Origin of the sequence: Mesorhizobium sp. M7A.F.Ca.MR.176.00.0.0, from assembly GCF_004023165.1 — a bacterium.
Lineage (GTDB): Bacteria > Pseudomonadota > Alphaproteobacteria > Rhizobiales > Rhizobiaceae > Mesorhizobium.
This window is the reverse complement of record NZ_RZTC01000006.1, coordinates 17,661-36,468: the sequence shown is the minus strand read 5'-3', so window position 1 is coordinate 36,468 and position 18,808 is coordinate 17,661. Positions and strand designations below refer to the sequence as shown.

At 63.2% G+C, this 18,808-nt stretch carries 22 protein-coding genes; 11 read left to right on the top strand and 11 right to left on the bottom strand.

Going from position 1 to position 18,808, the window contains the following annotated elements:
• Positions 1-5: 5 nt before the first annotated feature.
• Positions 6-641, top strand: coding sequence for a transporter (locus EOB59_RS03820; RefSeq protein ID WP_127808364.1), 636 nt, complete (start codon positions 6-8; stop codon positions 639-641).
• Here EOB59_RS03820 and truA read toward each other — a convergent pair.
• The 5 genes from truA to EOB59_RS03795 are packed head-to-tail and all read right to left on the bottom strand — an operon-like array spanning position 608 to position 3,612.
• Positions 608-1,378 (bottom strand): tRNA pseudouridine(38-40) synthase TruA, encoded by a 771-nt coding sequence (truA, locus tag EOB59_RS03815; protein ID WP_127318314.1) that lies wholly within the window; start codon positions 1,376-1,378, stop codon positions 608-610. The two genes, EOB59_RS03820 and truA, sit on opposite strands and share 34 nt — an antisense overlap.
• A 23-nt stretch (positions 1,379-1,401) precedes the next feature.
• Entirely contained in the window at positions 1,402-1,908 is a 507-nt protein-coding gene (locus EOB59_RS03810; protein WP_127398815.1) for an N-acetyltransferase, read from the bottom strand.
• Entirely contained in the window at positions 1,905-2,858 is a 954-nt protein-coding gene (gene fmt, locus EOB59_RS03805) for a methionyl-tRNA formyltransferase (RefSeq protein ID WP_128287707.1), read from the bottom strand. The genes EOB59_RS03810 and fmt overlap by 4 nt, the downstream gene beginning before the upstream one ends.
• Positions 2,859-2,902: 44 nt before the next feature.
• The gene (locus EOB59_RS03800; protein ID WP_127328140.1) at positions 2,903-3,328 is read right to left on the bottom strand and encodes a type II toxin-antitoxin system VapC family toxin; all 426 of its coding nucleotides are present in this window, start codon (positions 3,326-3,328) and stop codon (positions 2,903-2,905) included.
• The gene (locus EOB59_RS03795) at positions 3,325-3,612 is read right to left on the bottom strand and encodes a plasmid stabilization protein (RefSeq protein ID WP_127328141.1); all 288 of its coding nucleotides are present in this window, start codon (positions 3,610-3,612) and stop codon (positions 3,325-3,327) included. The genes EOB59_RS03800 and EOB59_RS03795 overlap by 4 nt, the downstream gene beginning before the upstream one ends.
• Before the next feature lie 152 nt (positions 3,613-3,764).
• On the opposite strand from EOB59_RS03795, the gene EOB59_RS03790 reads away from it, so the two are divergent.
• Complete coding sequence (locus tag EOB59_RS03790; protein WP_128287706.1) at positions 3,765-4,031, top strand: hypothetical protein; 267 nt, start codon at positions 3,765-3,767, stop codon at positions 4,029-4,031.
• A gap of 3 nt (positions 4,032-4,034) precedes the next feature.
• On the opposite strand, the gene def is transcribed toward EOB59_RS03790, so the two are convergent.
• Positions 4,035-4,565: a peptide deformylase gene (gene def, locus EOB59_RS03785; protein WP_128287705.1), complete on the bottom strand. Its 531-nt coding sequence runs from the start codon at positions 4,563-4,565 to the stop codon at positions 4,035-4,037.
• A 103-nt stretch (positions 4,566-4,668) separates the two neighbouring features.
• Here def and EOB59_RS03780 point away from each other — a divergent pair, with 103 nt between their 5' ends.
• Positions 4,669-5,940, top strand: coding sequence for a DNA recombination protein RmuC (locus tag EOB59_RS03780; protein WP_128287704.1), 1,272 nt, complete (start codon positions 4,669-4,671; stop codon positions 5,938-5,940).
• A gap of 20 nt (positions 5,941-5,960) precedes the next feature.
• On the opposite strand, the gene EOB59_RS03775 is transcribed toward EOB59_RS03780, so the two are convergent.
• The 3 genes from EOB59_RS03775 to EOB59_RS03765 all read right to left on the bottom strand — a co-directional run bounded on the left by EOB59_RS03775 (position 5,961) and on the right by EOB59_RS03765 (position 8,329).
• Positions 5,961-6,365, bottom strand: coding sequence for a GFA family protein (locus EOB59_RS03775; RefSeq protein ID WP_128287703.1), 405 nt, complete (start codon positions 6,363-6,365; stop codon positions 5,961-5,963).
• A gap of 61 nt (positions 6,366-6,426) precedes the next feature.
• Entirely contained in the window at positions 6,427-7,392 is a 966-nt protein-coding gene (locus EOB59_RS03770; protein WP_128287702.1) for a cation diffusion facilitator family transporter, read from the bottom strand.
• A gap of 127 nt (positions 7,393-7,519) precedes the next feature.
• Positions 7,520-8,329, bottom strand: a complete 810-nt coding sequence (locus EOB59_RS03765; protein ID WP_027040094.1) for a transglutaminase family protein — start codon at positions 8,327-8,329, stop codon at positions 7,520-7,522.
• 210 nt (positions 8,330-8,539) lie between these two features.
• Here EOB59_RS03765 and EOB59_RS37140 point away from each other — a divergent pair, with 210 nt between their 5' ends.
• A complete protein-coding gene (locus EOB59_RS37140) occupies positions 8,540-8,665 on the top strand; it encodes a hypothetical protein (RefSeq protein ID WP_013528464.1) in 126 nt (41 codons plus the stop codon).
• A 206-nt stretch (positions 8,666-8,871) separates the two neighbouring features.
• Positions 8,872-9,186: a quaternary ammonium compound efflux SMR transporter SugE gene (sugE, locus tag EOB59_RS03755; RefSeq protein ID WP_013528463.1), complete on the top strand. Its 315-nt coding sequence runs from the start codon at positions 8,872-8,874 to the stop codon at positions 9,184-9,186.
• 131 nt (positions 9,187-9,317) lie between these two features.
• Here sugE and EOB59_RS03750 read toward each other — a convergent pair whose 3' ends face one another.
• The gene (locus tag EOB59_RS03750; protein WP_023761392.1) at positions 9,318-9,746 is read right to left on the bottom strand and encodes a DUF6481 family protein; all 429 of its coding nucleotides are present in this window, start codon (positions 9,744-9,746) and stop codon (positions 9,318-9,320) included.
• A gap of 300 nt (positions 9,747-10,046) precedes the next feature.
• On the opposite strand from EOB59_RS03750, the gene EOB59_RS03745 reads away from it, so the two are divergent.
• The 3 genes from EOB59_RS03745 to EOB59_RS03735 all read left to right on the top strand — a co-directional run bounded on the left by EOB59_RS03745 (position 10,047) and on the right by EOB59_RS03735 (position 13,600).
• On the top strand, positions 10,047-11,108 hold the full coding sequence (locus EOB59_RS03745; protein ID WP_128287701.1) for an LLM class flavin-dependent oxidoreductase: 1,062 nt from the start codon (positions 10,047-10,049) through the stop codon (positions 11,106-11,108).
• Positions 11,109-11,360: 252 nt separating this feature from the next.
• A complete protein-coding gene (locus EOB59_RS03740) occupies positions 11,361-12,530 on the top strand; it encodes an AI-2E family transporter (RefSeq protein ID WP_127267668.1) in 1,170 nt (389 codons plus the stop codon).
• 68 nt (positions 12,531-12,598) lie between these two features.
• Positions 12,599-13,600 (top strand): LLM class flavin-dependent oxidoreductase, encoded by a 1,002-nt coding sequence (locus EOB59_RS03735; RefSeq protein ID WP_128287700.1) that lies wholly within the window; start codon positions 12,599-12,601, stop codon positions 13,598-13,600.
• Between the two features lie 32 nt (positions 13,601-13,632).
• Here EOB59_RS03735 and EOB59_RS03730 read toward each other — a convergent pair whose 3' ends face one another.
• Complete coding sequence (locus tag EOB59_RS03730; protein WP_127267670.1) at positions 13,633-14,652, bottom strand: LacI family DNA-binding transcriptional regulator; 1,020 nt, start codon at positions 14,650-14,652, stop codon at positions 13,633-13,635.
• 220 nt (positions 14,653-14,872) lie between these two features.
• On the opposite strand from EOB59_RS03730, the gene EOB59_RS03725 reads away from it, so the two are divergent.
• Genes EOB59_RS03725 through EOB59_RS03715 form a run of 3 tightly spaced genes read left to right on the top strand, consistent with a single transcriptional unit; the run spans position 14,873 to position 18,734 of the window.
• Entirely contained in the window at positions 14,873-16,456 is a 1,584-nt protein-coding gene (locus tag EOB59_RS03725; RefSeq protein WP_128287699.1) for a sugar ABC transporter ATP-binding protein, read from the top strand.
• A complete protein-coding gene (locus tag EOB59_RS03720) occupies positions 16,453-17,769 on the top strand; it encodes an ABC transporter permease (protein ID WP_127322601.1) in 1,317 nt (438 codons plus the stop codon). Before EOB59_RS03725 ends, EOB59_RS03720 begins: the two co-directional genes overlap by 4 nt.
• Entirely contained in the window at positions 17,766-18,734 is a 969-nt protein-coding gene (locus EOB59_RS03715) for a substrate-binding domain-containing protein (protein ID WP_128287698.1), read from the top strand. Before EOB59_RS03720 ends, EOB59_RS03715 begins: the two co-directional genes overlap by 4 nt.
• The last annotated feature ends 74 nt before the right edge of the window (positions 18,735-18,808 follow it).

Sequence of the window (18,808 nt, the reverse complement as noted above, 5' to 3'; positions counted from 1 at the left end):
ACAGCATGCTTTCAGCGGACGAAACCCAAGCTTCGCTGACGGGCGCCTGGCGATTGATGCTCGGCAAGGCCGACGGTCTGCGCCTGCTCGACCTGTCGGCCGACGGCTTCTGGAATTCCTTCTTCGCCATTGTCGTTGCAGCACCGGCGCTGATCGTCGGCTGGGTCGGCATCGCCAACGAAATCGGCGATCCCGACGCCTTCGCGGGCCGCTTCAGCATGCTGGTCCGCCTGGCGACGGTCGACATCGGCTCCTGGGTGCTGCCGCTGGTTGCGCTCGCCCTGATCGCACCGCGCGCCGGCATCGGCGGCCGCTTCGTCCACTACGTCGTCGCCAGCAACTGGGCTTCGGCCATCACCGCATGGCTGATGCTGCCCTCGGCGCTGATCCGGCTTTTCCTGTCGTCCGCAAGCCAGGCTGCGAGCCTTGTGTCGCTGTTCCTGTTTGCCCTGTCGATGGTGCTGATCTGGCGCATGACCAACGCCACGATCGGCAGGGGCGCATCGGTCGGCACCGCCGTTTTCGTCGGCATGTTCATCGCCTCGCTGCTGGTGCTGTTCGGCCTGCAGGCGCTGCTCGGCATCACCGTGCCGGAGGATGTCGGAGTTCAGAGCCTGTCCGGGCTCGTCTCGACTGGATAATCGACACCGGTGAGAAACAGCCCGTCGGGCGGCGCCACCTGGCCACAGGCGGCGCGGTCGTGCGCCTCGAGCGCCGTTTTCAGGTCGGCCGCGGTCCAGCCGCCGTCGCCGACGCGCTTGAGCGAGCCGACCATCGAACGTACCTGATTGTGCAGGAATGAGCGCGCCGAAGCCCTGACCTCGATCATGTCGCCCTGTCGGCTCACATCGAGCCGTTCCAGCGTCCTGATCGGGCTGTTGGCCTGGCACTGGGTCGAGCGGAAGGTGGTGAAATCATGCCGTCCGAGCAGGACTTTCGCCGCTTCGTGCATGGCGCCGGCGTCGAGCCGCTTCGGCACCCACCATACCTTGCCCTTGTCGAGCGCGGCCGGGGCACGGCGGTTCAGGATGCGGTAGAGATAGTGGCGGCCGATGGCCGAGAAGCGGGCGTCGAAGCTGTCGGAGACGACTGTCGCTTTCAGGATGGCGATGCGCGCCCCGCCCGCCTGCAGATGGGCGTTGACGGCATCGCGCACCTTGTCGCCCGGCCACGCCTTGGCGAGGTCGGCATGCGCCACCTGCGCGGTCGCATGGACGCCGGCATCGGTGCGGCCGGCGGCGCGCAGCCGGATCGCTTCGCCGCAGAATTTTTCGATCGCCCGCTCGATCGCCTGTTGCACCGAAGGCTGATCCGCCTGGTGCTGCCAGCCGGCAAACAGACTGCCATCATATTCGATGTCGAGGCGAAAACGCGGCATGCCGGGCGGCTATACGCTCTCGCCTAGGCGGCGAGAGCGGTGAAGGCAGAGGCGTAGACTAGCCTGCCTGCTTCTGGTGCGTCACCCCAGGCCAGCGCCTGCAGCGCTTCGCCCTGGTACTCGCTCTCGAAGTTCTCGGCACGCGTGTGGCTATATCCGAAACGCCCGTAATAGATGGGGTCGCCGAGCACCACGGCCAGCGTTTCGCCGGCATCCCTGAGGCGGATATGCGCCTCGCGGATCAGCGCGCCGCCGATGCCGCTGCCATGGAACGAGGGCTCCACCGCCAGCGGTGCCAGCGCCACGGCCGCGAAAGTCTTGCCGCCATTCTGGACGAACAGCCGCGAAAACAGGATGTGGCCGACCACCTGGCCGTCCTCTTCCGCCACCAGTTCGGCAACAGCGTCGCCGCCGGTCACCAGCGCGTCGACCAGACCGGCCTCCGCCTGCTGGCCGAAAGCGTGTTCCTCGACGAGGCGGATGGCCTCGCGATCCCGCGGCGTTGCCGCGCGTATCGACATCATGCTCATGAGAATTTCAGTCCTTTTTCGATCTTGGCCCCGCGCAGGAACTCCGACGCGGCAGCGGGCTTTCCGCCCGCGCGTTGAACTTCGACCAGCCTGATCGCGCCTGCCCCACAGGCGACCGTCAGCCGGTCATCGAGAATTCCTCCCGACTCGCCCAACTCTTCCCAAAGCGACAGGCCTTGCGACAGCGTCGAGCGAAGCAGTTTCAGCCGCTCCTGACGGCCGCCAATTCCTATCTCCGACCACGCGCCGGGAAAGGGCGACAGGCCGCGAATATGATTGTGGACCTCACTTGCTGAGCGAGTCCAGTCCACGCGAGTCTCGGATTTATCGATTTTCTTGGCGTAGGTCACCCCATCCACAGCTTGTGTGGTGAATGTCAGGGTATTCCTTTCCAGTCGCGCCAGCGCTTCCACCATCAAGGCAGCACCGACACTCATCAACCGATCATGCAGATCGCCGGCTGTCATATCGGGTTCGATGGCGCATTTTTCAACCAGCCCGACCGGGCCGGTGTCCAGCCCCTCTTCCATGCGCATCACCATCATGCCGCTTTCCAGGTCGCCGGCCATGATGGCGCGCTGGATCGGCGCGGCACCGCGCCAGCGCGGCAGAAGCGAGGCATGGCCGTTGATGCAGCCGAGCCGGGTCGCCTCCAGAACCGCCTTCGGCAGCAGCAAGCCATAGGCGACGACCACGGCGACGTCGGCCTGCAAGGCACGGAAAGCGGCCTGCTCGGCCTCGCCTTTGAGCGAGACAGGTGTACGGGTCTCGATGCCCAGCCGCACTGCCTCGCGCTGCACCGGCGATGGCGTCAACTCCAGCCCGCGCCGCCCTGCGGCGCGTGGCGGCTGGGTATAGACGGCCGATATCTCATGGCCAGCCTCGGCGATCGCGCGCAAAGTCGGCACCGAAAACTCCGGCGTGCCCATGAAGATGACGCGAAGGGGCATTTTTCTTCCGGTATCCTGTCTTCTTGCTCGCGCCGTGTGCCGGCTCAAGCATCCGCTTCAAACGGGTTTACGCGCTTCAGGTCAAGCCCGTCGAAGTCGCGAACGTTGCGCGTGGCAAGCGTCGCATCATGGGCGAGGCAGATCGCGGCAATCATGGCGTCGGAAAGACTGATCGGACGGCCAATTCTTTCCCGCGTCGCCCGCAGCTTGCCGGCAAGTCGGGGGATCGAACCGGAAAAGTCCACGATACGGCCGGCGAACTGCTGCGAAATCAGCTGATCGAGCACGCGAATATAACGGTCTGATCCCGTCTTGTTCAAAAACCGTTCGGCCCCGAAAGACTGCTCCATGATGACTGGCCCACACATGTAGAGTGCGAGAAGATCCTGTTTGCGGAACCAGGCGGAGACATTCAAGTCGGGCGCCGGCTTGCTGGCTTCGGAAACAACATTGGTATCGAGGATAATCACTCGAAATCCTCGACTGGATGGCCGAAGTCGCGTTTTCCGTCCGCTTCGATTTGGTCCATTATCTCGGAAAATTCATCGCCTATTGCATTTTCAGCAGCGAACGCCGAACGAATGGCATCCCACGCGGAAAGTCCCGGCTCCGGTTTGGCTTCTTTCTCCGCGACCATGCCTTTACGCAAGAGATCGATCGCCTTGCCCGACAGACTTTGGCCGCCCTTGCGCGCCGCGTGTTCGATTTCGCGCTTCAAGGGTTCGGGAATATCTCTAATCAACATATCGCCCATGGATGCCTCCAAGATTTGATATCATTGATATCATCCCCGGAGTCATTGATCAACAAGAGTTCCGCCCCTTCACCCAGCCACTCAAAACGGTCCGTTAAGTCTACACCAACTGTTCAGGCCTATGCTTCGCGGATCTGTCCTGGGAGCTTCATATGCAGCGCGCTCAAAATCCCTTTGGGAAACGCAGGAAGCCAATAGCTGAATACAAATCGGTCGAAGAACGTTACGAGAAAGGCGAATTGTCGAGGCGAAGAGAGAGCGATTTCGCCATTTATAACACCCTGCTACTGATGGTGTTAGCCGTGGTTGTCTCTCTGGTGCTGATCATCTCGCCAGAATCTCGCGCGCTTGCATTAGAGATCGGTGCAAAAGCGTTCGAGCTTGGCAGGGATTGGGTTTTGCGTGGCGTGCTCGAATGATTCCTATCCCGCCAGCTTGCCCGGCGCCTTGTCCCTGGCGAGCTTCTTGAATTTCTTCACCACCATGTCGCGCTTCAGCTTCGAGATGTGGTCGATGAACAGGACGCCATTGAGGTGGTCGATCTCGTGTTGCAGGCAGGTCGCCATCAGGCCTTCGGCCTCCATCTCCTGCAATTTGCCGTCGCGGTCGAGATACTTGACCCGCACGGCGGCCGGGCGTTCGACCTCGGCGTAATAATCCGGGATCGACAGGCAGCCTTCCTCGTAGACGGAGCGCGCATCTGCGCTCTCCAGGATTTCCGGATTGATGAAGACATGCGGCCCCGGCGTCTCGTCTTCCTTGGCCAGATCGATGACCAGCAATCGCAGCGGCTCGCCGATCTGGATTGCCGCCAGCCCGATACCCGGTGCGTCATACATGGTCGCCAGCATGTCGTCGGCTAATCTGCGCAAAGGCGCGTCGACACGCGCCACGGGCTTGGAAACCTGGCGCAGGATGGGGTCGGGAAGAATGATGAGCGGCTTGATCGGCATGGCGTTCCACCTAAGACCTCCAGAGAAAAGCGTCAACCGGTAGGCTGGAGGCTCGTTCACGTTTTGATCTGTGCCGGCAGCGCGAATCGTTTATGCTGTCCACATGAATGATTTGAGCACCATCCTTTCCGAACCTGTCGCCCGGCTTGGCGCCACAACCGTCACGCTCGGCCATGCGCTGGCCTTCGGCGCTTTGCTGTTTCTGGCCCTGTTCGTGGCGCTGGTCATTGCGCTGTGGCGGTCGGCGAAGGCGCGCGCCGTCGCGGCTGCGGAAGCCGCCGATCATGCCCGCGATGCGGAAGTGCGGATGGCCGGCATTCTGCAAAGCCAGGCCGAAATGCAGGGTCGTATGGGCGCCATCGCCGAAGTGTTCGGCGCACGGCAGGCGGAGCTGACGCAATCGATCGGTCAGCGCCTCGACGCCATGACCGGCCGGCTTGGGCAGACCATGACCGAGCAGACCAAATCCACGCATGAGAGCCTGGCCAGATTGCAGGAGCGGCTGGCCATCATCGATGTCGCGCAGGGCAACATCCAGTCGCTCGCCGGCCAAGTGGTGCAGCTGCAGGCGATCCTCTCCAATAAGCAGACGCGCGGCGCCTTCGGTCAGTCTCGCATGGAGGCGATCGTTGCCGACGGCCTGCCGCACGGCGCCTATGAATTCCAGGCGACGCTGTCGAACGGCAGCCGTCCTGACTGCCTGGTGAAGATGCCGAACGGCGCACCGTCGCTGGCCATCGACGCCAAGTTTCCGCTCGAAGCCTGGAACGCCATCCGCGCCGCCGACGGCGCCGACCTGCAGAAGGCCGCCTCGCAGGCCTTCCGCCGCGACATCGAGATCCATGTCCGCGATATCTCGGAAAAATACCTGATCCAGGGCGAGACGCAGGACACCGCCTTCATGTTCGTGCCCTCGGAATCGGTGTTCGCCGAGATTCACGAGAATTTCGAGGCGATCATCCACAAGGCGCACCGCGCCCGAATCGTCATCGTCTCGCCGTCATTGCTGATGCTGTCGATCCAGGTCATCCAGGCGATCCTCAAGGATGCCCGCATGCGCGAACAGGCGCACCTTATCCAGGGCGAAGTCATCCGGCTGATGGAGGATGTCGCGCGCGTCGACGAGCGGGTGCGCAAGCTGCAGGTGCATTTCGGTCAGTCAGCCAAGGACATCGACGACATCCTGGTTTCGACGTCGAAGGTCACCAAGCGCGGCCAGAAGATCGAGGCACTGGAATTCGGCGCGCAGCCCGACGGCGATGCCGCCGCGGACGCAGCGTCACGGGCTCCCGCCGCGAAGGTCGATACTGGCGCGCGCGTTGCCGATTCGAAAACCGGGCAGCTCAGGCTGAGGGTCGTCGAAGGCGACGATTGAGGCGCGGTGCCGGACCGGCGCTACTGCTCCTCCAACGTGGTCATGCCCTGAAATTCAGGCAGCCAGTGCAGCGCCGAGCGGTGCCATTTCTGCTGTGTCGGGATCAAATCCTGGCGCTGCCGCGCGGTCCCCACGCGAATTCCATAGACCTTCGGACCATCTCCGACAGACGTGGCGTAAAGGTGCGAACCGCAGTCGGCGCAAAAGGCCTGGACACGCTTGGCGCCGCTCGCCACGATCTTGATGTAGATCTTCGGCGTGCCCTTGGTGATACGGTAGTTGCTTTCCGGCGCCGGAACGGTCAGGCGAAAAGCCGTGCCGGTCAGTTGCTGGCAATCCGTGCAGTGGCAGATCGTGGTCTTTTCCGGATCGACCTCGGCCTCGTAAGTGATGGCGCCACAATGACAGCCGCCGTCTATTCTCATCTTCGTTCCTCCAAAGTCCCTTCAATCTAGCGGGTCAAGGCAGCCAGGCAATGGCGCGGCGCTAGTCCAGAGCCGGATCGGATGCGGTGTCGATCAGCTTGCGCCGCTTCTCCCAGGTGCCTGCCGTCTGTGGCTTGACGAACAGCCGCGTGATCTCCGGCATTTCCTTCTTCAGCTGCGCCTCCAGGCGCTCGACGCAAGCTTCGATCTCGGGCGCCGTCAAATGGTCCTCGAACTCGATGCTCAGGCCGGCGACGATCTCTGCCGGCCCCATATGGACGGTCAGGACGCCGTTCGCCCGCTGCACCGCCTGATCCTGCTGGGCGATCGCCAGCACCTTCATCTGCACCTCGGGCGATGCCGGCTCGCCGATCAGCAGTCCCTTGCTTTCGCGGGCCAGGAAGATTGCCGTCGCACCCAGGATCAGCCCAATGCCGATCGAGGCGGCGCCGTCGAGTTCCGGCATCTCCAGAACTTCCGCCGCCAGGATGCCGGCGAACGCGACGATCAGGCCGAGAAGTGCTGCACTGTCCTCGAACAGCACGGTGTAGACGCTCGGATCCTTGCTCGACTGCACCGCCCGCAGCCAGCCCTGCTTGCCCTTCTGCTGGCGGAACTCCTTCAGCGCCACCCACCACGAACTGCCTTCGAACAGGAAGGAAAGGCCGAGCACGACGTAGGTCACCTCGGCGTTGGCGACCGGCTCCGGCGCCATCATATGGATCACGCCTTCGTAGAACGACACGCCGGCGCCCAGCGCGAAGACGAGGAGCGCGACGATGAAGCTCCAGAAGTAGAGTTCGCGGCCATGACCGAGCGGATGCGTGCGATCGGCCGGGCGGGCGGCGCGGTGCATGCCGTAGAGCAGCAGGCCGCCATTGCCGGTATCGACCAGCGAATGCACGCCCTCCGACAGCATCGCCGAACTGCCGGTGAAGGCGGCGGCGGCGAACTTGGTCAGCGCGATGGCGAAATTGCCGGCGAGCGCCGCGTAGATCACCTTTTTTGAGCCGCCGTGCCCGGCCATGGCATTTGTTCCCATTCAAGGCGCAGTCTAGCGGCCAGGCCGCTAAAGCTCCACAGGCATCACACCGCGCGAATGTCGGGTCGTCCAAGCCAGCGGTCATGAGAGATCGGCCTATGGAAAACGGCGACTACTCGACGATCTCGCTGGTCCACACCTTGAAGCCGGCAAGCGTTCCCGGGCCGAATATATGGGTCAGCGGCACGTCGGCGGCGTCGCGGCCGGAGGCGATCAGGATGCGGCCGATGCGCGGTGCATTGTTGCGCGGGTCGAAGACATGCCAGCGGCCGCCGAGATAGACTTCCATCCAGGCGCAGAAATCCATGCTCGCCCATGGTTTCGGCATACCGATGTCGCTGATGTAGCCGGTGCAGTAGCGCGTTGGGATGTTGAGCGCCCGGCAGAAGGTGACGGCGAGATGCGCGTAGTCTCGGCACACGCCGCTCTGTTCGCGATACGCTTCCGCAGCGGTGCGTGTCGGCCGAGCATTGCCGTAGTTGAAGACGATGTGGTTGTGGACGAAGTCGCAGACCGCCTGCACGCGCGGAATGCCCAGCGGCGTGTTGCCGAACAGCCGCCACGCTTCATCAGCCAGAAGGTCGCTTTCGCAAAAACGGCTGGGCAGCAGGAACAGCAGCGTGTCCGCCGGCAGGTCGCGAACCTCGTGCTGCCAGGCCATCAGATCGCCCATCTCGAAAGTGCCGGGATCGCGGATCACCGCGTCGGTGCCGAAGGTGAAACGCCCGGGCGGCGCGACGAACCGGTTGCACCAATTGCCGAAACTGTCGCGATAGCTTTCGATCGGCACCGGCGGGTTGGAAATCAGGAAATCCGGCCGCTCGAGATCGGAGGCACGCGAATAATGCACATTCAGCATCGCGATGAGCGGCGTTTCCTGCGGAAAGTCGAAGCTCATCTCGCAGCCGATGTGGATTCGCATTGTCGTCCTGACGGCCTGCCTGACGATCACCCGGCGAAGCTCGGGTCGATGCTGCAGTGCGAAAATGACCATCGCACGGACCGTCATGGTTTACGAGCAAATTAGAAACCGGTTGAAAGCGATCCGGCGACGCCGGCAACGGTCGCTAACCCCTTGCGGTCGGGCGGTTCTCTTGTTTCACTTGGCGTCCCACATCAGGAGGAACGAATCATGGCTAAAGGTGCGATGAAGGCAGGCAAGGAAGCCCGCAAGCCGAAGAAGGACGCCAAGAAGCCCGCTCCGGCTCCCGCGCTGAAGGCGCCGCCGGTCAAGGCGATGAAGCTCAAGGACAAGTAGGTCCGGCGATCCACTTCGCAATAAGGGTTACGGCCGGCGACACTGTTGCCGGCCGCTGTTGATCGAGCGCTCGAAATTCCTATATTGGCATGGCGGGGACGACCTCGCGCTTCCCCAAAATCCGGACGGGACGACCCGCCATTGTTTGACTATCGTCGGACGCCGAAAATCGCTTTTCGGTCCGATGCTCTGATGGAGCGTTGTCGATGTCGTGGATTCTTCTCTTTTTCGCCGGCCTGTTCGAGATCGGCTGGGCAATCGGCCTCAAATACACAGATGGCTTCTCGAAGCTGGTGCCGACCGTGCTGACCGTTGCCTCTATGGTCGTCAGCCTCACTCTGCTCGGCCTGGCGCTGAAGGCGCTGCCCGTCGGCACCGCCTATGCGGTGTGGACCGGCATCGGCACCGTCGGTACGGCACTGCTCGGCATCTGGCTGCTCGGCGAACCAGCCACCGCGATCAGGCTGGCCTGCATCGCGCTCATCGTCTGCGGCATCATGGGGCTGAAGTTCGCCGCCTGACGGTCTTTTGGTTTGCGCATGTCGTTCTCCCAGAACCGGGACCAATATTTGGGCGACATGGGACAAACACCTTCAGGGCCGCTGTGAGGCGACCCTGATTGTCGAAGCTGGCTGCTTCGGTAATCCTGAGGCTAGCGGGCGGAGAAGCCCGGCGGCGTCCTGCCGGTGCGCTGCTTGCGTGCCGCATAACGCGCGTCACGCTTGGCCTTGCGTTCGGCTTCGTCGGCCAGAAAACGGGCGATGCGCTCGTTCTCTTCGGATTCCCGAATCTTGGCCTCAGCCTGTGCAGCTTCCTCGGCGGCGATACGTGCCGCTTCGGCTGCTGCCTCGCGCTCGGCCTTCTCGACCGCTTCGCGTGCCAGCTTCTCCTGCTTCAGCCGAGCCTTTTCAGCCTCGCGGATTTCGCGGGCCGCAAGAATCGCCTTGCGTTCAGCCTGCCGCGCCAGCACAGCGGGATCATCCGCCGCCGGCTTTGCCTTGAAGCGCTCGAGGAGCGCCTTCTTTGCCTCGTTTGCGGCATTGCGCCGCTCGAAAACGTCTTTTTCCCTGTAGATAGCCAAGTCCACTTCCCTGAAGTCAATTCGCGACGCTTACATACGCGCGAAAACCGAGAGTTCAAGCGCCAAAACGGCATGGCAGCCATGAAATTGTCGGCTGTTGCACTCGGGAGACGCCTTTGGAGCAATTTCAGGGAAAGTGTGAAATGGTTTTCCGGGAAAAGCGCGCAGCGCTTTCCCTTGGGAATTGCGACGAAGAGATTGAACCGAACACGACATGCACTGTTCACCGTCGCGCCTCTGGCGGCGAGGTTGGCGGATGGCTACGTCTAGCGGCAAATTCCAACACCAGGATCACATTAGATGGAACTCGGTCTCTACACCTTCGCCGACGTCAGCCCGCAGCCGGGCCCCGGCGCCATCGGCCCGCATGAGCGGCTGCGCAACCTGATCGAGGAGGTCGAGTTGGCCGATCAGGTCGGCCTCGACGTCTTCGGCCTCGGCGAGCATCACCGGCCCGACTATGCCGCCTCCGCACCGGTCGTGGCCCTGGCCGCGGCCGCCGAGCGCTCGAAGCGCATCAAGCTGACCAGTGCCGTCACCGTTCTGTCTTCCGATGACCCGGTGCGCGTTTTTCAGCAGTTCGCCACGCTCGACCTTCTGTCGGGCGGCCGCGCCGAGATCATGGCCGGGCGCGGCTCGTTCATCGAATCCTTCCCGCTGTTCGGTTACAACCTCGAGGACTATGACGAACTGTTCGCCGAAAAGCTCGATCTGCTGCTTGCCATCCGCGACAGCGTGAAGGTTACCTGGTCCGGCAATCTGCGCGCGCCGATCAACGATCGCGGCGTTTATCCCCGGCCGTTCCAGGACAGGCTACCGGTCTGGATCGCCATTGGCGGCACGCCGCAGTCTGCCGCCCGCGCGGGTGCGCTCGGCCTGCCGCTGGCGCTCGCCATCATCGGCGGCGAGCCGGCGCGCTTCGCGCCGCTGTTCGATCTCTACCGTGAGGCCGCCAAGCGCGCCGGCGGTGACCCGGCGGGCCTTGCCACCAGCATCAACGTGCACGGCTTCATCGCCGAGACGACCGAGCAGGCGGCCGACGATTTTTACGGCCCGCAGGCGGAGGTGATGAACCGCATCGGCCGCGAGCGCGGCTGGGGTCCGACATCCCAAGCGCATTTCGACCAGTCGCGCGGCCCGAACGGCGCGTTGTTCGTCGGCGGTCCCGAGCAAGTGGCCGAAAAAATCGTCGCCCAGCACAAGATCTTCGGCAATGACCGCTTCCTGCTGCAAATGGCGATCGGCACCATGCCGCATGCCAAGATCATGAAGGCGATCGAACTCTACGGCACCAGGGTGGCGCCGATCGTGCGCAAGGAAACAGCCAGGGCTGGCACAGCCGTCACCGCGCCGGCAGCCTGACGGAAATGTCGGCTGCTGGCTGCTGCAATTGAGAAGGCCGGATTTTTCGTCCGCGTCGCCACGACATTCGGAAGAAAGCCAAATCTCTCTTCCAATGCCGTGAGTGCAGGCCTGGATGCTGCGGCGCGCTCTGATTTCCGGACCCGTGCAAACGGGCCTCATTCCGGAAGCCGGCTCATGGAACCTGCGCCCATAACTCTGCGTTCATGCAAGCAATAGCCGATCGCCGAGGGCGCCGGCTCGAGGGTGAGCATGAAAACCGAACCCGCTGCCTTGGGCCGCGCCATCGCCGACGAGTCGGATTCGCGCGTTGCGGCCCGCGCCGACACGCATCTGATGCGCTCGCTGCTCGTCGGCATTTTCCTGTTCATGGCCATCTATGCGCTCTACTTCGCTCGCGCTTTCTTCATGCCGGTCATTCTGGCTTTCCTGCTGGCGCTGACGCTGACGCCGATCGTTAGGCTCCTGCGCAGGCACGGCATCTCCGAAGTGGTTTCGGCGACCCTTCTGGTGCTGTTGTCGATCTGCATCTTTGCCAGCGTAGGCTACCTGCTCAGCGGACCGATCATCGACCTCATCAACAACACCTCTTCGATAGGCCAGCAACTTGCCGAACGGCTGGCGCAATTGCGCCGCCCACTCGAGAAGATCATGCAGATTTCGCATCAGATCGAACAGCTGACCCAGACGTCGCAGGAGCCGGGCATCCAGAGGGTGGCGATGGCGCAGTCCGGCATCCTGTCGGCGGCCGCCAGCAACATCCTGTCGGCCGGGACAGGCCTGACCATCATCTTCGTGCTGTCGCTGTTCCTGCTCGCCTCCGGCACGATGTTTTATGAAAAGATCATCCAGTCCTTCGCCAGCCTCAGCGAAAAGAAACGGGCGCTGCGCGTCGTCTATGACGTCGAGCGCGAAATCTCGCACTATCTGCTCACCGTCACCATCATCAATGCCGGCCTCGGCACGGTCATCGCTCTTGGTCTGTGGGCGCTCGGCATGCCCAATCCGCTGGTCTGGGGAGCCGCCGCGGCGTTGCTCAACTTCTTGCCCTATGTCGGAGCGCTGATCACCATCGTGCTTGTCACGGTCATGGCGTTGATCAGCTTCGATACCATCTTCTACGCGCTTCTGGCGCCGGCCTTCGTGATCTTGTGCGACATCGTCGAAGGCCAGTTCGTGACGCCGATGGTGGTCGGCCGGCGCCTGGAGATCAACGCCGTGGCAATCTTGATCGCCATCGCCTTCTGGTCATGGTTGTGGGGCTTCGTCGGCGCCCTGATGGCGGTGCCGCTGCTGGTCGTCATCAAGGTATTCTGCGATCATTTCGACGGGCTCAGCCATGTCGGCAATTTTCTCGCCGCGCAGCACGCGGTTGTCGTCGAGGAGGACGACATCGCCGACCCCGAAGCTATCAAAGGCTGATCAATATTTTTGAATTTGCGGCGCCGCCGGATGCTTCCTACATGCGGTCCTGACACAGGATCCCATCCATGACCGCTCTTTCCGTTCTCGACCTGTCGCCGATCGTCGAAGGCAGCGATGCCTCGCAGTCGCTGGCCAACTCGCTCGATCTTGCCCGCCATGCCGAGCGCCTGGGCTACAAGCGTTTCTGGCTGGCCGAGCATCACAACATGCCGGGTATCGCCAGCGCGGCCACAGCCGTCGTCATTGCCCATGTCGCCGGCGGTACCAAGACCATTCGCGTCGGCGCCGGCGGCATCATGCTGCCCAACCATTCGCCGCTGGTGATTGCCGAGCAGTTCGGCACGCTGGCCGCCTTGCATCCGGGCCGCATCGATCTCGGCATCGGCCGGGCGCCCGGCACCGACATGGGCACCGCCCGTGCCTTGCGCCGCAATCTCGAGGCCGGGGTCGACAATTTCCCTCAGGATGTCGTCGAGCTGATGGGCTATTTCCAGCCGGGCGAGGAAGGCCAGCGAATTCGCGCCGTGCCCGGCGAAGGCCAGAACGTGCCGGTCTGGATCCTCGGCTCCAGCCTCTACGGCGCGCAGCTCGCCGCCATGCTCGGCCTGCCCTACGCCTTCGCTTCGCATTTCGCGCCGGCGGAGCTGGATCACGCGCTGGATGTCTACCGCTCGCGCTTTCAGCCGTCCGAGCAGCTCGACAAGCCGCATGTCATGCTTGGCCTCAATGTCTTCGCCGCGCCCACCGATGCGGAGGCCCGTTTGTTGTTCACCTCGCTGCAGCAGGCTTTCGTCAATCTGCGCACCGGTCGGGCCGGCCGGCTGCCGCCACCTGTCGAGAACTATGACCGCGATCTCGATCCGATGGCAAAGACAATGCTCGGCCAGGCATTGTCCTGCGCCGTCGTCGGCTCTCCGGAAACCGTGCGGCAAGGCCTCGATGCCTTCGTGCGCCGCACCGGTGCCGACGAGCTGATGGTCACCGCGCAGATTTTTGATCATGCGGCACGGGTGCGATCGTTCGAGATCCTGGCCGACGCGCACAAATCCCTGTCGCAGGCGGCCTGACAAATCCTGGTACGACTTACGCCGGGGGAAGGCTACGCGCTCACGCTCTGCGCAATCGCGCCGAGCGGACGGCATGAATTGCGGATCATCAGCCTGCCCTTGAGCAAAAGCTTGCGCGGCGGCGCGTCCCTGTTGCCGGCGAGACGATCGAGAAGCAGATTGGCCGCCTGTTCGCCGATCGCCTGCACGGGCTGGGCCACCGTGGTCAACTGCGGCTGGAACACGTCGGACCATGGAAAGTCGTCGAAGCAGGCGACCGAAATATCTTCCGGGCAGGACAGGCCGATGTCGCGGATCGCCTTCATGGTGCCGATCACCATCGGATTGTTCGCCGAGAAGATCGCGCTTGGCCGATCATGCGAGGAAAGCATCTGCATGGTTTCGTTATAGCCGTCGATCTCGTGGAAATTGCCGAAGCGGATCAACTCCTCGGCGATCGGCAGGCCGGCGGCGTGAAGCGCCTCGCGATATCCCGCCATGCGGTCATGCATCGGCGAGATGTCCGAGGTGCCGGTGATGTAACCGATGCGCCGGTGGCCGAGATTGATCAGATAGGTGATGGCGTCGAACACCGCGCGCTGGTTGTCCAGCACCACGGCATCGGTGTCGATGCCTTTGCAGATACGATCGAGCAGCACGACCGGCACGTTGGCGTCGTCGACGATTCGCTTGAGGATCGCGCCGTCGCCGACGCGCGCCACGATCAGCCCGTCGACCATGCGGTCGAGCAGCAGCCTGATCTGGTCGTCCTGGGTGTTCAAATCCTCGTCCGTGCAGCACAGCATGACGGCATAGCCGGCCCGGTCGAAGGCCTGCTGGATGACCGAGACGACATCGGTGAAGAACGGGTTGGTGATGTGCGGCACGGTCAGTCCGATGGTGCGGGTCGTGCCCATCTTCAGGCTGCGGGCGATCGCGTTGCGCTTGTAGCCGATATCGCGGATTGCCTGCTCGATGCGCTGGCTAAGCTCCGGGCTGACCGTCGCCGTGCCATTGATCAGCGCCGAAACGGTGGCGACAGAAACACGCGCCGCTTCAGCCACATGAAGCATGGTGGGCGCGGTGGATTTGCGGTGTCTTTTTTGCCCTGACGCTGTCATTTTCGAAACGTTTCGCCACCCTTGCTGGCCAATACGTACGGAATCCTGTCCTTTTAAGCAAGAATCGAATTGCATCAAACGCCCGGCACCTTATATCGGCTTGACATGATCGAAACGTTTAGATTAGCGTTTGCGGGAAGTTGACGACGACGGAAGGGAGGCCGCCATTGTCATGCAAGAGAGCAATTCCCTTTCACCGGAGCACGGTGCGGCCGATCGGTCGCACATCGTTCTGAGTGCCGAGCGCATTTCCAAGAGCTTCGGCGGCATCGCCGCGCTTGTCGATGTCGGCTTTGAGCTGCGTCGCGGCGAGGTTCATGCCTTGATGGGCGAGAACGGCGCCGGCAAGTCGACGCTGATGAAAATCCTCTCCGGCGTCTATACCGGCTATGAAGGCACGGTCAGCGTCGATGGCCGCCCCGTCAGCTTCGCCGGCGTGCGCGACGCCGAGGATGCCGGCATCGCCATCATTCATCAGGAGCTCAACCTGGTGCCCGAACTCAGCGTCGCCGACAACATCTTCCTCGGCCGCGAGAAGCTGATCGCCGGGCTGATCGTCGACCGCAAGGCGAGCAGCCGCGCGGCAGGTGCTTTGTTGCAGCGGCTCGGCATCGAACTCGATCCGCAAGCCCGCGTCGGCGCCCTGCGCGTCGGCGAGCAGCAACTGGTCGAGATCGCCAAGGCTCTGTCGATGTCGGCACGCATCCTGATCATGGACGAGCCGACCTCGGCGCTTTCGCCGGCCGAATGCCAGCGGCTGTTCCGCATCATCCGCCAGCTTGCCGACAGCGGCGTCGCCATCGTCTACATCTCGCACCGCATCGACGAGGTCATGCACCTGGCCGGCCGCGTCACCGTGTTTCGCGACGGACGCCATATGCTGACCGAGCCGATGGCCAGGCTCGACGAAGATGCGATCATTTCGGCGATGGTCGGCCGCAACCTGCTCGCTTCCTCCCAGGAAGAGCGCCATTCCGGTGGCAATATCGTGCTTTCGGTCGAAAACCTGTCGCTGTCGAAGCCCGATGCCCATGGCTGGCGCACGGTGATCGACGGCGTCCGCTTCGATCTTGCCGCCGGAGAAATCCTCGGCATTGGCGGGCTACTGGGTTCGGGTCGCACCGAGATCCTGGAAGCGATCTTCGGCTCGAGCGATGGCCGCACCGGCGGCGAAATCCGTATTGACGGCCATCCCGTGGACATCCGTTCGCCGCGCGATGCGAGGCGGCTGGGCATTGCGCTGGTGACCGAGGACCGCAAGACGCAAGGGCTGCATCTGCAGGCTTCGATCGCGGACAATGTCGCGCTGCCGCTGGTCGGCTCGCTGGCCCGCTTCGGCATCCGCTCGCTGGCCGGCGAGCAGGGGCTGGCGCGGCAGGCGGTCAAGGCCCTCGGCATCCGCTGCCGGGACATCGACCAGCCCGCCGGTACGCTGTCGGGCGGCAACCAGCAGAAGGTTGTCATCGGCAAATGGCTGGCGACGAAGCCGAGGGTGCTGTTGCTCGACGAGCCGACGCGCGGCATCGATGTCGGCGCCAAACGCGAGATCTACGACCTGATCTTCAAGCTGGCGCGCGACGGTCTCGCCATCGCCGTCATCAGCTCCGAACTGCCGGAGCTGCTGCACCTCTCCGACCGCATCCTGGTGATGGCCGATGGCCGCCAGACAGGCATTCTTTCCCGCGACGCGGCCAGTGAGGAGGCCATCATGCGCCTCGCCGCCCCGCGCCGGACCATATCGAGACCAGCCGCATGACCGTTTTGAAACTCCTGTCCCGGACCAAGCTCTATTGGGGCCTGATCGCCATCTTCCTGATCGGTGTCCTGGGCTCGCCGATGAGCTCGAAGGGCAACAACATCTTCCTCTCCTACGGCAATCTGCTCGATGTGCTGCGCCAGGTGTCGACCACCGGCCTGATCGCCACTGGCATGACGGCTGTCATTATCACCGGCGGCATCGATCTCTCCGTCGGCTCGCTGATGGCCATCTGCTCGGTGGTCTGCGCCATGCTGCTGACGGTTCCAGGCGTGACGCCGGGCGTCGTGCTGGGCGTGCCAACCGTCGCCCTGGTGGCGCTTTGCCTCGGTTTCGTCGTCACCCGTTTCATTTTCCAGAACCTGGCAAAATCCCGTGCCGGCGCCGACCTCCTCCGTGAGATCAAGCTGGACGGGATTCGCGGCCTGGTCACGCCCGCCGTCGTCGGCGTGGTCCTGTGCTGCCTGTCGCTGTGGTTTCTGCTGCCGCAGATCGAGCCGAAATTCGGTGTGCTCGGCGTGCTGCTGGTGGCGCCGTGCGTTGGTTTGCTGTTCGGCGCGCTCAACGGCTTCATCATCGTTGCCGGGCGCCTGCAGCCCTTCATCGTCACCCTGGCGATGATGGTGACGGCGCTCGGCATCGCACGGTTGACCGCCGGCCAGAACAATGCGGTGCTGCCGGTCTATACCGGCTCCAACGCGACCGCCGATTTCGAGATACTGCGCTCGCTGGTGTTCGGCATCATCCCGATGCCGGGCCTGTTCTTCCTCGGCGCCATCCTGATCTATGGCGCGGTGCTGCGCTTCACGCCGTTCGGCCGTTACGTCTACGCCATCGGCGGCAACGAGGAGGCGGCGCGCCTCTCCGGCATCGCCGCCGGCCGCGTCAAGATCGCAACCTATGCCGTCTCGGGGCTGCTCGCCGGGATCGCCGCCGTGCTCTATGTCGCACAGTACCGGCAAGGCAAGCCGGATGCCGGCGCCGGGCTGGAGCTCGACGCCATCGCCGCCGTGGTCATCGGCGGCACCAGCCTGATGGGCGGGCGCGGCAGCCTCACCGGCACGTTCTGCGGCGTGCTGATCTTCGGTCTGCTCTCCAACATCCTGCAGCTCCACAACATCAATTCGAACCTTCAGCTGGTGCTGAAGGGGATGATCATCATCGGCACCGTGCTCGTGCAGGAGCGCAATGCCGGTGATCTCCTGGCCTATCTGCGCCTGCCCGGCGGGCAATCGGCGCACAAGGAAACGGCCGCGGCAAAGCGGCCGTCGCAAGAGACACCGTCTCTCAATCTCGGAGGAAACAAAAAATGAAACGACGTGACATGTTGAAGCTTGCCGCCGTGACCGCGGCACTGCTGACCACCACCGCGCTGCTGACCACCGGCAATGCCTTCGCCCAGGACAAGAAGTGGAAGATCGGCTTCTCGCAGGTGACGACCATCGAGCCCTGGCGCGCGCAGTTCAACAAGGACATTCTGGCCGAAGCCGCCAAGCATCCCGAGGTCGAACTGATCATCACCGACGGCGAGGACAAGACCGAAAAGCAGGTCGCCGATGTCGAGAACCTGATCCGCCAGGAAGTCGATGCGATGCTGGTGTCACCGAAGGAATCGGCCGGCCTGACCGGCGTCGTGCAGCAGGCGATCGATGCCAAGATCCCGGTCTTCGTGCTCGACCGCAATGTCGAGACCAAGGACTATACGCAGTTCGTCGGTGGCGACAACGCGCTGATCGGCCGCGCGGCCGGCGAATATGCCGTCGAACTGCTTGGCGGCAAGGGCAAGGCTGCAGGCAACGTCGTCGAGATCTGGGGCGGCATGGGCACCCAGCCGGCGCATGACCGCCACGACGGCTTCCACGAATTCACCGACAAGGAGCCGGGCATCAAATATCTGCTCGACCAGCAGTCGGGCGACTGGAAGCAGGATCAGGCCTACAATCTGATGGCCAACGCGCTGAAGAGCAACGAGAAGATCGATCTCGTTTACGGCCACAACGACCCGATGGCCTATGGTGCCTATCTCGCCGCCAAGGATGTCGGCCGCGAAAAGGACATCAAGTTCATCGGCATTGACGGCCTGCCCAACGAAGGCGTGCAGATGGTCAACAAGGGCGAGCTGACGGCGACCTTCACCTATGTCACTCCCGGTGCCGAAGGCCTGCGCCAGGCGATCAAGTTCCTCAACGGCGAGAAGGTCGAAAAGACCATCACTCTGCCGACCGAGAAGATCACCAAGGAAAACGCCGCCCAGGTGCTGAAGGACAACGGCCTCTGAATGCTATTGCCGGAGAAGGTAGCTCCGGTGTTTAGAATTCGGCCATAGCTCTCCCGCTCTTTGGTGGGCTATGG